Here is a 13,996-nt window from a genome sequence, read left to right as displayed (position 1 = left end):
CGACCCGCTATGCCTGGTTCGACCCGCTGTGCGGCCCTCGCGCCGGCAGCCGGCCCGCCTCAGTACACGTCGCGCACGTACCGCTTCGCGCGCCGCAGGTCCGCGACGTACGCGGCAGCGTCGTCCGCACCGCGCCCGCGTTGCTCGGCGATCACGTCCAGCAGCGCCTGCTCGACGTCCTTCGCCATCCGCGAGGCATCGCCGCACACGTAGACGTACGCGCCGTCCTCGAGCCAGCGGTACAGCTCCGCCGCCTGCTCCCGCATCCGCGTCTGCACGTACACCTTCTCGGCCTGGTCGCGCGAGAACGCGAGGTCCAGCCGGGTGAGCACGCCCCGCTCCTGCAGGTCGGTGAGCTCGTCCTCGTACACGAAGTCCGTGTCGCGGTGCTGGTCGCCGAAGAACAGCCAGTTGCGACCGGTCGCGCCGGCCGCTGCACGCTCGTGCAGGAACCCGCGGAACGGCGCGATGCCGGTGCCCGGGCCGATCATGACCACGGGGGCGTCACCGTCCGCCGGCACCCCGAACGCCGCGTTCGGCTGGAGGTACACGTCGACCTCGCCGTCGGCCTGCACCCGGTCCGCCAGGTAGGTGGACGCGACACCGGCGTGCGAGCGGTGGACGTCGCCGTACCGGACGGACGCGACCGTGAGGTGGACCCGGCCGGCGTGGGCGAGGGGACTCGACGAGATCGAGTACTGCCGCGCCTGCAGCCCGCGGAGGTTCGGCAGCAGCTCCTCCATCGTCGGTGCCGCGCTGCCGGCGTCGCGGAGCAGGTCGAGGACGTCCCGCCCCCAGAGCCACCGGTCGAGCTCGTGCTTGTCCCCGTGCGCAACGACGGCGGCGAGCTCCGACGCGGGAGCGCGCTGCACGAGGTCGGCGACGAGGTCCTTGGACGGCGTGCGGATCTCGCGGTCGAGCCGCAGGACATCGGCGAGCGGTCGACCGTCGAAGTCCGCGGAGCCGTCGGCACCGAGGTGCCCGAGCAGCTGGTCGACGAGTGCGGGGTCGTTGTGCGGCAGCACCGCGAGGGCGTCGCCGGCCGTGTACTCGATCCCCGAGTCGCCGAGGTCGAACTCGAAGTGCCGGATCTCCTTCGCGCTGCGCGGCGAGGAGAGCAGCCGGTTCACGACGAGGGGCGCCCGGAAGGGGTTGCGCTTGTTCCACTGCGACCCCGGCCGGGAGGCACGGCTGGACCCCGCCCCGTCGGCTGCGGCGGGCGAGCTGGTCGCCCCGGCGGCGGGGCCTCCAGCGCCGGGCGTGGCCCCGGCTTCGGCGGCCAGGCGGTCGAGGACCGCTGCGCTCCACAGCGCCGCCGGGTCCTCGAAGTCGACGTCGCAGTCCACACGGTCGTGGATGCGGGTCGCACCGAGCTGCTCGAAGCGGGTGTCGAGGAGCTTGCCGGCCTGGCAGAACTCGTCGTAGCTCGTGTCGCCGAGGCCGAGGACCGCGTACTGCAGGCCCTCGAGCCGGGGGACGGTCGACGCCTGGATCGCGTCCCAGAAGAGCCCGGCGTTGTCGGGCATCTCGCCCTCGCCGTACGTGGAGGTGACGACGAGCACGTGCGACATCGCGGCGAGCTGCTCCGGCGTCACGGCGTCGAGCGGGGTCGCCCGGCCGCCGAGGCCGCGAGCCTTCGCGCCGGCGACGAGCTCGTCGGCGAGGAACTCGGCGTTGCCGGTCTGCGTGCCGAACAGCACGTCCACGGTCGTCGTCGGGGCACCACCGGCGGCGCGCTTGCCCGCGGCGGCGATGCCGGCGATGAACCCGGCGAGCCAGGACTCCTGCGCGGCGGAGAACGGAGCGTCGACCGGGATGAGCTGGCCGGTCGGGGGGAGCGTGGTCATGCCGACACCACCTCGGTCGGGGCCTGCGGGGCTCGGCCGGCGATGTCCTCGAGCGCGGCGTTCGCGAGCAGCTCGTCGAAGCGGGCGGCCCGGACGCGTCCGGCGTTCTTGGCGTTCTGGTGCATGATCCACCCCGTGGTGCCCGGCATGTCCGTGCTCCGGTTGTTCCGCTGCGCGAGCGCACGCTTCGAGTCGTCGAGCCGCTTGACGGCGATGAGGGTCGCGAGCTCGTCGTCGGCGAACCGGTCGAACGTGCTGCGGAGGTACTTCACGACGCGCTGCTTGACCTGGAAGTCCTCGGTCAGGATGAGGTTCTTCACTGCCTCGGTCACGCGCGGGTCGCTCGCCGCGGCGCCCGGGACCCGTTCCTGCGCCACGTCCTGGGCGACCCCGAGCACGGTGTACGACGACAGCAGCGAGAACATGTCCTCGCCCTGGTCGCCGAGCGCGGGGGCACGGCCGTCGAGCACGGTGCGCTGGTCGCGGTAGTCGACCTTGAACGCGTGGAGCTTGTCGGTCGCCACCGAGTTCGCGAGCTCGTCGAGGAGCTCGGGCCGGGTCGCGGCGGCAAGGATCTCGTCGGCGTCCTGGCTGAGCAGCAGCGCGCGGGGCATGCCGACGTACACGTGCTCGCGCGTCGTCTCCCACTCGGCGAGCAGCCGCTCGGCCAGGCGCGAACCGGTCGCCTCGAGGTGCCACTCGAGCAGGAGCTTCGCGGCGGCCTCGTGGAACGCGCCGCGCTCGGTCTCCGTGACCGGGAACACGAGGAGCGAGTCGGTGCTCGCGCGCTCGGTCACCGCGCCCGACGGGTCGTACTGGTAGAGGAACCCGCCGGACATGCCGTTGCCGAGACCCTTGCCGTAGGCGCCGAGGTTGAACACGGCACCCCCGGTCATGTACTCGCAGCCGAAGTCGCCGACCCCCTCGACGACGGCGGTCGCGCCCGAGTTGCGGACGGCGAAACGGTCGCCCGCCTCGCCCTCGACGAACGTCCGGCCGCCCGTGGCGCCGAACAGCGCGAAGTTGCCGACGAGGACGTTCCCGCCCCGCTCGGCGCTGCCGCCGCCGGGCGCCCGAACGACGATCCGGCCGCCGGACTGGCTCTTGCCGAGGCCGTCGTTCGCCGTCCCGACGTGCTCGAGGGTCGTGCCGTCGTTCGCGAAGACGCCGTACGACTGCCCCGCGGACCCGCTCGTGCGGACCGTCAGGGCACCGTCGACCAGTCGGCGGCGGCCGCGGTCGTCGGTGGCGATCGCGGGGTGCGCCGACAGGTCGACGCCGCGCAGCTCGTGGTTGAGGATGCGCTCGACGTCGATGCCGAGCTGCCCGCCGACGGACTTGTCGGCGTTCCCGAGTGCGATGCCGTCCACGGTCAGGGTGTGCTCGTGTCCGTCGATCAGGGCGGCACGCACCTGCTCGATGAGGGCGTCGTCGGTGCGGAAGTCCTTCTCGAGGTACTCCGGGTCCGTGACGACCTTCTCGGGCACCTGCGCGAGCAGGTTCCGGACGTCGAGCCGACCGACGGAGGCCGGGTGGTCGAGGAGCTGCAGCAGGTCCGTGCGACCACGTGCCTCGCGCAGGGAGCGCAGGCCGAGGCGTGCGAGGATCTGCCGCACGTCGTGGGCGATGTTCAGCAGGTACTGCGCCAGCGCACGAGGGTCGCCCTCGAACGCCTCGGCGTTCGTGGTGAGGCCCGCCGGGCACTTGACGTTGCAGTTCTTCGCCATCACGCAGCCGAGCATCATGAGCGCGGTCGTGCCGAACTCGAACGAGTCCCCGCCGAGGAGCGCGCTCGTGACCACGTCGGAGCCGGTCTGGTGCGCGCCCGAGCAGCGGAGCGTGACCTTCTGGCGGAGGCCGTTCGCGACGAGGGCCTGGTGGACCTCGGCCACGCCGATCTCCGCGGAGCGCCCGGCGTACTTCAGGCTCGTGACGGCCGCTGCGCCCGTGCCACCGGTGTTGCCGGCGACGTTGATGACGTCCGCGCCGGCCTTCGCGACGCCGACCGCGATCGTGCCGATGCCCTCGGAGGACACGAGCTTCACGACGACCCGCACCCGGGCGGCCTTGCAGTCGTGGATGAGCTGCGCGAGGTCCTCGATGGAGTACGTGTCGTGGTGCGGCGGCGGCGAGATGAGCTCCACGCCCGGCGTCCCACCACGAGCTGCGGCGATGTCCACCGTGACCTTCGGCGCGGGGAGCTGACCGCCCTCGCCGGGCTTGGCGCCCTGGCCGATCTTGATCTCGAGTTCCTCGAGCATCGGGTCGGCGAGGTAACCAGCCCAGATGCCGAACCGCCCGGAGGCGAACTGCTTGATGCGCGAGCCGCGGATCGTGCCGTAGCGGGAGTGGTGCTCGCCGCCCTCGCCCGAGTTCGACATGCCGCCGACCATGTTCGTGCCGTGCGCGACCGCCTCGTGCGCGGTCGCCACGAGCGCGCCGTGGCTCATCGCGCCGGACGCGAGGGTGCGGGTGATCTCGTGCGCCGGTTGGACCTCGGCCACGTCGACGCTCGCCGGTGCCTGCTGGAGCAGCCCGAGCAGGTCGGCGGCGGCGCCCGTGGCGCGGAGCGTCACGTGGTCGTCGGCGACGGAGTCGACGTCGACCGTCCCGGGGTGCAACAGGGCGAGGCCGTCCGCGAGCGCCTGGTGGCGCAGTGCACCCGTCGACCCCGTCGAGGTGAGCTCCAGGCGGAAGCGTGCCGTGCCTCCCGGCAGTCCCTCGGCGGACGCACGCGAGCCGGCGAGGCCGCGCACCGTGATGCTGGCGTTGCCGGTGGTCGCGAAGCGACCGAGCTCGCGGGCGAAGTCCTCCGCCTCGTCGATGCCGGTCACGTCCGCGGGCAGGGCGAGGACATCGCGCAGCGCAGCGGGGCGGCGCGACCGTTCGTCGTGCGTGGTCTGCAGGAACGACACGTAGCCGGGCGTGACCCGGTGCGCGTCGATCTCGGCGTCGCTCAGCCGGTCGTAGCCGGTGTTCCGGTACGCGGCGTCGGTGATGCCGAACGAGTCGTCGAGCTGCCGCAGGGTGAGCAGTCGGAGCGCGTCGGAGTCACCGGAGCGCTCGAACGCCGGACGCTCCTCGGTCATGCCGCCGAAGCCGCGGACGCTCGCGACGCCGAACGAGTGTCCGGCGCCGTCCGAGCGCTCCTTGAAGAGGCCGAGCAGGGGCACCTGACCCTCGGTCGTGACGCTCCGGGCACGCTCGTGCCAGTCGGTGGCGGCCTGCGCGATGCGGGCGAAGCCGACGCCGCCGACCGGGGCGTCCATGTGCGGGAACACCCGGGCGAACAGGTCGTCACCAGTGTCGAGGTAGTTCGGCTCGAAGAACTCGCCACCGATGTAGCTCTCGGCGGTGCACAGGCCGACGCGGCCCATCGTCTTCGCGAGGGCCTTCTCCGCGGCCTTCCGGAAGCGCTTCAGGGCGAGGTCGGTCGCGGTGTACTCGCCGGCCGGGGCGGCCTCGGCGGGGTACTTCTCCTCCGCACGGAGCCGTGCCGACAGGCTGTACACAGCCGACGCCCCGAAGCCCAGGGCCGTCGCCACGTGGTGTGACGACGGCAGCTGACCGGACTCGGCGACGATCGACACCCGGAGCCGCAGCCCGGTCTCGATGAGTCGCTGGTTCACGGCCGCCACGGCGAGGATCACGGGGAGGGCAGCGTGCGTCGACGACACACTGCGGTCGGTCAGGACCGCGATGCCGCCCGTGCGCTCCGCGAACGCGGCGACGGCGTCCGCGAGCTGCTCGGTCGCGGCCCGCACGGCGTCCGCGTTCGCCTGCTCGTCGCCGAACACCGGCACGTAGAGCATGTCGAAGCGCTCGAGCGGCACGATGTCCTGGTCGCGCAGGCGCACCATGTCGAGGTGCCCGAGCACGGGGGACTGCACCACGAGCTGCCGGCTCGGGGTGCCGTCGCTGCTGCCCGTGCCGTCCGGCTTGCTGCCGAGGGCGACGCGCATCGACATGCCGTCGGCCTCCCGGATGGAGTCGAGCGGTGGGTTCGTCACCTGGGCGAAGCGCTGCGAGAAGTACTTCGCCATGCCGCCCTCGGTGTCGCTGAGCGCGTTGATGGCGTTGCCGTAGCCCATCGCCGAGATCCGCTCCGCCCCGTTCGCGAGCATCGGGTCGAGCATGAACCGGAAGCTCTCCTGGTTCAGGGAGTACGCCACGTACCGCCCGGCGAGCGACAGGTCGCCGTCGTAGCCGAGCGTGGTCGTCCCGCGCTGGTAGTCGGGCACCGGCAGGTCGTCGAGGTCCACCCGGGCCGCGTCGAGCAGCGCGCCGTAGTCACGACGGCCCGCGAGCATCCGCAGGACCTCGTCCGACCGCATGAGCGCGCCGGTGCGGTGGTCCACGACGAGCATGCCGCCGGCCTCGATCCGCCCGCGGTGCACGACGCCCTCGGGCTCGAACGTCACCTGGCCGGCCTCGGACGCCACCATCAGGTACTCGTCCGTCTGCACCGTGCGCAGCGGGCGGAGGCCGAGCCGGTCGAGCCGGGCGCCCACGACGTCGCCGTCACTGAAGATCACCGCGGCCGGGCCGTCGTTCTTCTCCTCGTACAGCGAGAAGTACTCGAGCATGTCCCGCACGTCGGCGGGCAACGTGCGGTCGTTCTCCCACGCCGGCGGCATGAGCGACACCACGGCCTCGACGATGTCCAGGCCGTCGTCGAACACCCGGCTCTGCAGCGTCTGGTCGAGTCTGCTCGAGTCCGACTGGCCCGGCGGGCGGACGATGCTCCGGGTGCGTGCCCGCGCGAGCGCTTCGTCCGAGAGCCGGTTCTTCCGGTCGGTGTTCAGCTCGCCGTTGTGTGCCATGAGCCGGAACGGCTGCGCCATCGTCGGGTGCGGTTCGGTGTTCGTCGAGAACCGCGTGTGGAAGTACAGCGTCCGGACCGAGTGCCGCGGGTCAGTGAGGTCGCGGAAGTACGAGATGACCTCGCCCGAGTTCAGCCGGCCCTTGAGGATCTGCGTCCGGGCGCTGAGCGACAGCGGGTAGAGGGCGGCGTGCGGGGCGTGCGCCTCGGCGGCCTGCGTGTACGAGACGCGCTCGACGGCCAGCAGCGCGCGGTTCGCGGCGGCGTCGACCTCCGAGCGCTCCCACGACTCGGGCGCACGGAAGACCCACTGCACGATCGGCAGCTGGTACTGCTCGGCCTCGGGTCGAGCGACCGAGTGGTCGACCGGGACGTCGCGGACGAGCAGGAGCTCGAAGCCCTCGTGCTCGATCGCGTCGGTCACGACCGAGACCGCGGCCGCCCGCTCGTCCGGGTCCGAGGGCACGAAGCAGTTCGCGACGCCGAAGTGGCCCGCGCGCAGGGTCTCGCCGGTGATCGCGCTGAAGAACTCCACCGACAGGTCGATGCTCACGCCCGCGCCGTCGCCGACGCCCTCGGCGGACTTGCCACCGCGGTGCGGGATCGAGCAGAGCGCTTCGTCGCCCTTGCGGATCACGTCGTGGCTCGGGGTGCCGTCGAGACGGGTGATGAAGCCGACCCCGCAGTCGCTCGATTCGCGGGCAGGGTCGTAGAGGCCGAAGGAGGAGTGGTTCACGTGCGGGTCCAGTGGAGCGTGTGCCGACAGGCAGCGGACGGCCACGCTGCATCCTCGGAGCGCTCGCCGCGGGCGGACCGTCGGGTGGTGACGGGCGGGCCCTGTGGGGTTGTGGTGCGGTGCAGTGATGCTACGGGTTGGTATACCGCGGACGCAACAGACCGGCCGGACGGGAGGCGCGGTGCGGCTCCGCCGTGCGCGTCCGGCCCGCTACGCGGGCGCTCCGTGCGCGGTACGCGGGCGCTCCGTGCGCGGTGCGCTGCCCGCGGGCGCTCCGTGCGCGGTGCGGCTCGCGTTCGCACAACCGAAGGCACCTCGCGCCGCGGATGCCCGTGGTGCGAGGTGCCTTCGGTTGTGCGGAGCCCCCGGAACGATGCCCGCGCCGCTCAGGCGGCGCGGCGCCCCTCGACCGGGATCGGCTCGGTGTCGGCGGCCGTGCTCGCGTCCGCTGCCGGGGTGCTTCCGGGCCGGATGAGCTCGGGGCGCCGACGGGAGCGGAACACCCACGCCTTGAAGAGGACGAACCGCACGAGCGTCGCGACGAGGTTCGCCGCGGTCAGGACCACGATCTCCGTCCCGTGCGTGGCGTCGGGGGCCGCCGCGTGCAGGACGACGAGCGACCCGGCGGTGATGGCCCACGCGATGCCGAACACGACGAGTCCCTGCACCTGGTGCATCCCTGCGCCGGCGCGGCCCCGCACCCCGAACGTGAAGCGCCGGTTCAGTGCGGTGTTCCCGATCGCGGTCAGCAGCAGGGCCAGGAAGTCGGCCGTCTGTGCCCCGATGGCCGGCCGGAACAGCGCGTACAGCACGGCGAACGCGACCGTCGACAGGACACCGATCGCGCCGAAGCGGAGCACCTGCCCGACGATCCCGACGTGCGGCGGGGTGAACGGCCGACGACCGATCGCGTCGTAGACCGGCGCGATCGGGATCCGGCCGGTCGCCAGTCCCCGTGACACCCGCCACATGCCCTTGAGGTCCTCGGTGGCCGTCGAGGTGATGTGCACCGACGAGTTGACGTCGTCGACCCAGTCGACCGGGACCTCGTGCACCCGGAGCCCGGCGTGCTCGGCCAGCACGAGCAGCTCCGTGTCGAAGAACCACGCGTCGTCCTCGCAGAGGGGGAGGAGGTGCTGCGCGGCCTCGCGCGTGACGGCCTTGAACCCGCACTGCGCGTCCGAGAAGCCGACGCTCATCGTCGTCCGGAGCAGCAGGTTGTACGACCGGGAGATGAACTCGCGCTTGCCGCCCCGGACGACCCGGGACGAACCGGCGAGCCGCGTGCCGATCGCCAGATCCGAGTGCCCGGACAGCAGGGGTGCGACGAGCGGTTCGAGGGCGGCGAGGTCCGTGGACAGGTCCTCGTCGACGTACACGAGCACCTGCGCCTCCGACGCGCCCCAGACCGCCTTGAGCGCGCGGCCGCGTCCCTTGCGGGGCAGGTGCACGGCCCGGACCTCCGGGAGCATGGCCGCGAGGTCGTCGGCGATGCGCGCGGTGTCGTCGGTCGATGCGTTGTCCGCGATCGTGATCCGCCAGGTGTGGTGCAGCGAGGTGCGGCAGAAGGTGTGCAGCCGCCGGACGTGCGTCGCGAGCGTGTCCTGCTCGTTGTGGCAGGGGACGACGATGTCGATGTCGAGGGTCTGGTTCGTCTCCGTCATGCCGATCAGACTCGGCAGCCGGCTCATGCGCCCAGCAACAGGACCCTGTGGCGCCCGTAAGAACGCCGCACCGGCGCCAGGTCGATCAGTCGACGACGCCCGCGACGATCTGGACCACGGCGATCAGAGCGAGCGCGGCGATCGGCACGCCCGCGATCCACAGCCCGGCGCGCATCTGCGTCCGCCGGATCGTCGGCACCGCGTGCGAGGTCTGGGCGAAGCGCGTCGCGGCGACGAGCTCCGGCGCTGCCGCGGGCGGCTCGGGCTCGGGCTGTGGCCGGTCGTCCTCGAACGCGGGGACCTCCACGACGAGGTCCTCGGCGCGCGGCCGGTCCGGAAGTCGTGCGAAGTCGTTCGTCATCGTTCCCCCGTTCGTTGCCCGCAGCGTACCCGAACGGCTCAGGACGTCGCGGGCAGCTCCACGGTGAACGCCGTGCGCCCCGGCTCGGACACGACGCGGACCGTCCCCTCGTGCGCGGCGGCGACGGCCTGCACGATCGCCAGGCCGAGACCGCTCGTCCCGTGCTCCCGGGATCGTGACGCCTCGCCACGCGTGAACCGGTCGAACAGGGTCGGCAGGAGCGCCTCGTCGATCGGCGGTCCGTCGTTCGCGACGACGAGTCGGACGGCGGGCCGGAGTGCACCCGGCACGCGCCGCAGGGACACCACGACGGCGGATCCGTCCGGCGTGTGCTGCGCGGCGTTCGAGAGCAGGTTCCGCACGAGCCGACGCAGCTGGGGTGCGTCGCCGTCCACGATCACGGGCTCGTCGTCGACCTCGAGCGTCCAGCGGTGGTCCGCGGCCGTCGTGCGGGCGTCCATCGCCGCCTCGACCACGATCGACGTGAGGTCGACCGCGTCGAGGACGAGTGGCGGGGACCCGGCGAGCGCGCGGGCGTCGAGCCGGGCGAGCAGCAGCAGTTCCTCGACGAGGTCGCCCATCCGGACGGCTTCGGTCGCGATCCGCCGAACGTTGGCGTGCACGGCGCCGAGGTCGGTGGAGGTCGTCGACAGCTCGGCGTAGGCGCGGACGGTGGCGATCGGCGTCCGGAGTTCGTGGGAGGCGTCGGCCACGAAGGTCCGCATGCCCGCCTCGGCTTCACGGCGGACGGTGAGTGCCCGGCCGACGTGCCCGAGCAGCCGGTTCAGTGCGGTGCCGACCTGACCGACCTCGCGGTTCGCGGTGAGGTCGGATGCTCCCACGCGCGCGGTGATGTCCGTCTCGCCGCGTTCGAGGTCGAGTGCGGCGACGTCGGACGCGACGTCCGCGACGTGCTCGAGCGGCCGGAGCGCTCGTCGCACCGTGAGTGCGAGGGCCCACGCCGCGACGAGCAGCCCGAGCAGGGTGACGCCGCCGAAGACCAGGACGAGTCGTGTGACGGTCGAGTCGAGTGCCCCGAGGGGGAGCGCGGTGACGAAGACGTCCCCGCCACTGCCGACGGCCTGCGCCCGGTACGCGCCGAGCGCTCCGAGCCGGACCGTGACGGGCGCGCCGTCGCTCTCGATCGAGGAGAGCGCACGCTCCTGCGCAGCGGTGAGCCCGTGTTGTCGGCCCCGGTCGTCGGTGTACCCGGCGAGCACGGTGGTCCCGGATCGGAGGACGGCCACCACCGTCCCGGCGGCCTGCCCCGGCGCGCCGATGAACTCGTTGTCGGGATCCGGCTGTCCGTCGGACGACCCGGACGACCCGGACCCCGACGACCCGGACGACCCGGACCCCGACGACCCCTGCACCGGCGGCCTCCCGTCCCCGACGACCCGCCCCGCGGCCGTGGCGAGCTCCGCGTCCAACCGGCCCACGAGGTACTCGCGGAACGCCACCACGGTGACCGCTCCCACGACGACGTTCGTCACGACGAGGAGCAGCGCGACCGCACCGACGATCCGCCACCGCAGTGACGGCGCCCGGTGGTCGCGCGACCGACGGACCCGGCTCACGTCGTCGGGCGGAGCACGTAGCCGGCCCCGCGGACGGTCTGCAGCATCGGCTCCCGGCCGGCGTCGAGCTTCTTGCGGAGGTACGACACGTACATGTCCACGAGGTTCGACGACGCCCCGAAGTCCATGCCCCACACACTCGCGAGGATCTGCTCGCGCGACAGCACACGGTTGGCGTTCCGGGCGAGGTGCCGCAGCAGTTCGTACTCGGTCGGGGTCAGCTCGAGCGGGTCGCCGGCGCGGACCACGGTGCGGGCGTCCTCGTCGAGGTGCAGGTCGCCGACCACGAGCCCGGCCGGTCCGGACGACGCCACCCGGGCCGAGGTGCGGGCGAGGATCCGTGCGCGGACGAGCAGCTCCTCGATGCCGAACGGCTTGGTCAGGTAGTCGTCGCCGCCGCCGGTCAGTCCGGCGAGCCGGTCCTCGGGGGCGTCCCGCGCCGTGAGGAACAGCACGCGGACGTCGTCCCGGGCGTCACGGAGCCGCTCGAGCACCTCGAACCCGTCGATGTCGGGCAGCATGACGTCGAGCACGATGACGTCGGGCTGGAACTCGCGTGCGGCGAAGAGCACGTCCCGTCCCCGGTGCACGGCGCGCACGGCCCAGCCGTCGCCCGCGAACGCGAGGGCGACGGCGTCGGCGAGCGCGTGCTCGTCGTCGACGACGAGGGCGCGGACGGGGGATCCGTCGGTGCGCTGCAGCGGGGTGCCGGCCATGTCGGCGAGCCTATCCGCGCCCTCGTCGTGCATCACTTCGCGGCGCTCAGGTCGTAGACCGTCGACCCGCCGACCGTGGTGCTGCTGTAGTTCGCTGCGACCCACTCCTGGATGGCCGATGCCGTGGAGCTGCCGCCGCCCGTCCCACCGCCGGAACCGGAGGAGATGTAGTACGCGATCTTGCCCTCGGCGACGTACGCCTTGAACTCGGCGAGCGTGGGCGCCGGGTCGCTCGACCAGCCGCCGATCGCCATGACGGCGGTGTCGGTGTCGAGCTCGAGCTGCGCCGCGGACTGCGAACCGTTCACGGCGGCGGCCCAGGTCGTGTCCGTGGACTCCAGCAGCTTCTTCAGGGCCGACGACGTCGACGCGCCTCCGCCGCCCATCACGCCGCCACCGGCCGGGAGGCCCGTCCCCGACCCGCCGTCGGAGGTTGCGTCGCCGGATCCCTCCTGGGTGCCGGTGCCGCCCTGGCCGCCGGACGTGCCGTCCGGCATCGACGGCGCCTCTCCGGTCGCGCCCTCCGGCGCCTCGCCGGAGGTGCCGCCCGGCGGCGTGCCGCCGGGGCCTCGCTGGGCACCGTCCGTGCTGCTGTCGGAGCTGTCGCTCTCGGAACCGGAGGCCGATCCGCCAGGGCCTCCCGTGCCTCCCGGCTGACCGCCGCCCATGCCTCCCGTGCCGCCGGAGCCGCTGCCCGACGGACCGACGCTCGGGATCGACCCGGAGTGTGCGACGGTCGTGGTGGCGAGGGCGTAGGCCGTCGTGCCGGTGAGTCCGAAGAGCGTGCCGGCGAGGACGCCGACCGTGACCAGCTTCCGGAGCGTCGGGACGCTGCCGAGGAGGACCGCGGCGGTGGACAGGAGCCCGCCGACGAGCACCACCCAGCGCAGCCAGGGCAGCCAGGTCGGGTTCTCGTTGAGCAGGCAGGTGCCCCAGTAAGCGGTGATTCCGATCATCACGGCGAGGCCGAGGCGGCCGATGACCCGGTCGCGGACGCTCCAGAGGAGTGCGCCACCGGTGCCGACCAGGCCCGCGATCGCCGGGGCGAGCGCGACCGTGTAGTACGGGTGGATCGTCCCGGACATGTACGAGAAGACCAGGCCGGTGACGACGAGCCAGCCACCCCAGAGCACGAGGCCGACACGGACCGGGTCGCCGAGGTGCCGCCGACCGACGACCACCAGGCCGAGGACGAGCGCGAGGAGCGCCGCGGGCAGGAGCCACGAGATCTCGAGGCCCATCTCGGACGAGAACAGGCGGTTCAGTCCGGTCGAGCCGCCGAAGGACGACCCGGCGGTCCCGCCGCCCATGCCCCCGCCGGCGTTGCCGTCGCCGCCGAAGATGCGGCCGAGGCCGTTGTAGCCGAAGACGAGGTCGAGCACGGTGTTGTTCGTCGACCCGCCGATGTACGGGCGCGACTCGGCGGGCCAGAGCCACACGGCGACGACCCACCAGCCTGCCGACACCACGAGCGACACCGCCGCGATGCCGAGGCCGATCGCCCGCTTCCCCCAGCTCGTCCGCGCGGCGAACAGGTACACGAGGCCGAACGCCGGCAGGACGAGGAGCCCCTGCAGCATCTTCGTCAGGAACGCGAACCCGAGAGCCACCCCGGCGAGGGCGATCCACTTCCAGCTGCCGCGCGGGAGTGCCCGCACGGTGCAGTACGCGCCGGCGGTCATGAGCAGCACGAGGAGCGCGTCCGGGTTGTCGAACCGGAACATGAGCGCCGCGGCCGGGGTCGCCGCGACGACGAACCCGGCGAGCAGGGCCCCGACGTTCGCGGTCGTCGCGCCGAGGCGGGCGAGGGTCCGCCGGACCGTGCCCCACACGAGCGCGACCGACCCGACGGCCATGAGGGCCTGGGGGAGCAGGAGGCTGAAGGACGAGAAGCCGAACAGCCGCGCCGACAGCACCATCACCCACAGCGAGGCCGGCGGCTTGTCGACCGTGATGAAGTTCGACGAGTCGAGGGAGCCGAAGAAGAACGCCTCCCACGACTTCGTGCCGGCCTGCACGGCCGCGGCGTAGAAGCTGTTGGCGTACCCGGAGATGCTGAGGTCCCACAGGTACACGACGGCGGTCAGGGCGAGGAGGGCCCAGAACGCCGGCCGGAGCCAGCGGGCGTCCTCGCGCTCGCCGAGGAACAGGCGAGCGAGGGGCGTGCGGCGGTCCCGGGCGGTCGCGCCGGGGTGTGCACGCTCGCGACGATCGGTCACGGGGGTCGGGTACGTGGTCATGACGATGAGGTTCCCGGACGTTCCCCGAACCGA

At 72.8% G+C, this 13,996-nt stretch carries 7 protein-coding genes; all 7 read right to left on the bottom strand.

Annotated elements, in window-relative coordinates:
- Window positions 1-59: 59 nt before the first annotated feature.
- The 7 genes from ABC270_RS15735 to ABC270_RS15705 all read right to left on the bottom strand — a co-directional run bounded on the left by ABC270_RS15735 (window position 60) and on the right by ABC270_RS15705 (window position 13,963).
- Window positions 60-1,847 carry a sulfite reductase subunit alpha gene (locus tag ABC270_RS15735; protein WP_412881666.1) on the bottom strand — a complete coding sequence of 596 codons (1,788 nt, stop codon included), beginning with the start codon at window positions 1,845-1,847 and terminating at the stop codon, window positions 60-62.
- Window positions 1,844-7,405 carry a glutamate synthase-related protein gene (locus tag ABC270_RS15730; RefSeq protein WP_412881665.1) on the bottom strand — a complete coding sequence of 1,854 codons (5,562 nt, stop codon included), beginning with the start codon at window positions 7,403-7,405 and terminating at the stop codon, window positions 1,844-1,846. The genes ABC270_RS15735 and ABC270_RS15730 overlap by 4 nt, the downstream gene beginning before the upstream one ends.
- Window positions 7,406-7,791: 386 nt before the next feature.
- Window positions 7,792-9,069 (bottom strand): bifunctional glycosyltransferase family 2/GtrA family protein, encoded by a 1,278-nt coding sequence (locus ABC270_RS15725; RefSeq protein WP_412881664.1) that lies wholly within the window; start codon window positions 9,067-9,069, stop codon window positions 7,792-7,794.
- Window positions 9,070-9,154: 85 nt separating this feature from the next.
- Window positions 9,155-9,430 (bottom strand): hypothetical protein, encoded by a 276-nt coding sequence (locus tag ABC270_RS15720; RefSeq protein ID WP_412881663.1) that lies wholly within the window; start codon window positions 9,428-9,430, stop codon window positions 9,155-9,157.
- 38 nt (window positions 9,431-9,468) lie between these two features.
- On the bottom strand, window positions 9,469-11,007 hold the full coding sequence (locus ABC270_RS15715; protein ID WP_412881662.1) for a sensor histidine kinase: 1,539 nt from the start codon (window positions 11,005-11,007) through the stop codon (window positions 9,469-9,471).
- Window positions 11,004-11,723, bottom strand: coding sequence for a response regulator transcription factor (locus ABC270_RS15710; RefSeq protein WP_412881661.1), 720 nt, complete (start codon window positions 11,721-11,723; stop codon window positions 11,004-11,006). The genes ABC270_RS15715 and ABC270_RS15710 overlap by 4 nt, the downstream gene beginning before the upstream one ends.
- A 32-nt stretch (window positions 11,724-11,755) precedes the next feature.
- The gene (locus ABC270_RS15705; protein ID WP_412881660.1) at window positions 11,756-13,963 is read right to left on the bottom strand and encodes an ArnT family glycosyltransferase; all 2,208 of its coding nucleotides are present in this window, start codon (window positions 13,961-13,963) and stop codon (window positions 11,756-11,758) included.
- Between the last annotated feature and the right edge of the window lie 33 nt (window positions 13,964-13,996).

It is taken from the genome of Curtobacterium phoenicis, from assembly GCF_047238015.1.
In the GTDB taxonomy this organism is placed as follows: Bacteria; Actinomycetota; Actinomycetes; order Actinomycetales; family Microbacteriaceae; genus Curtobacterium.
This window is presented reverse-complemented; position numbering and strand designations above follow the sequence as displayed.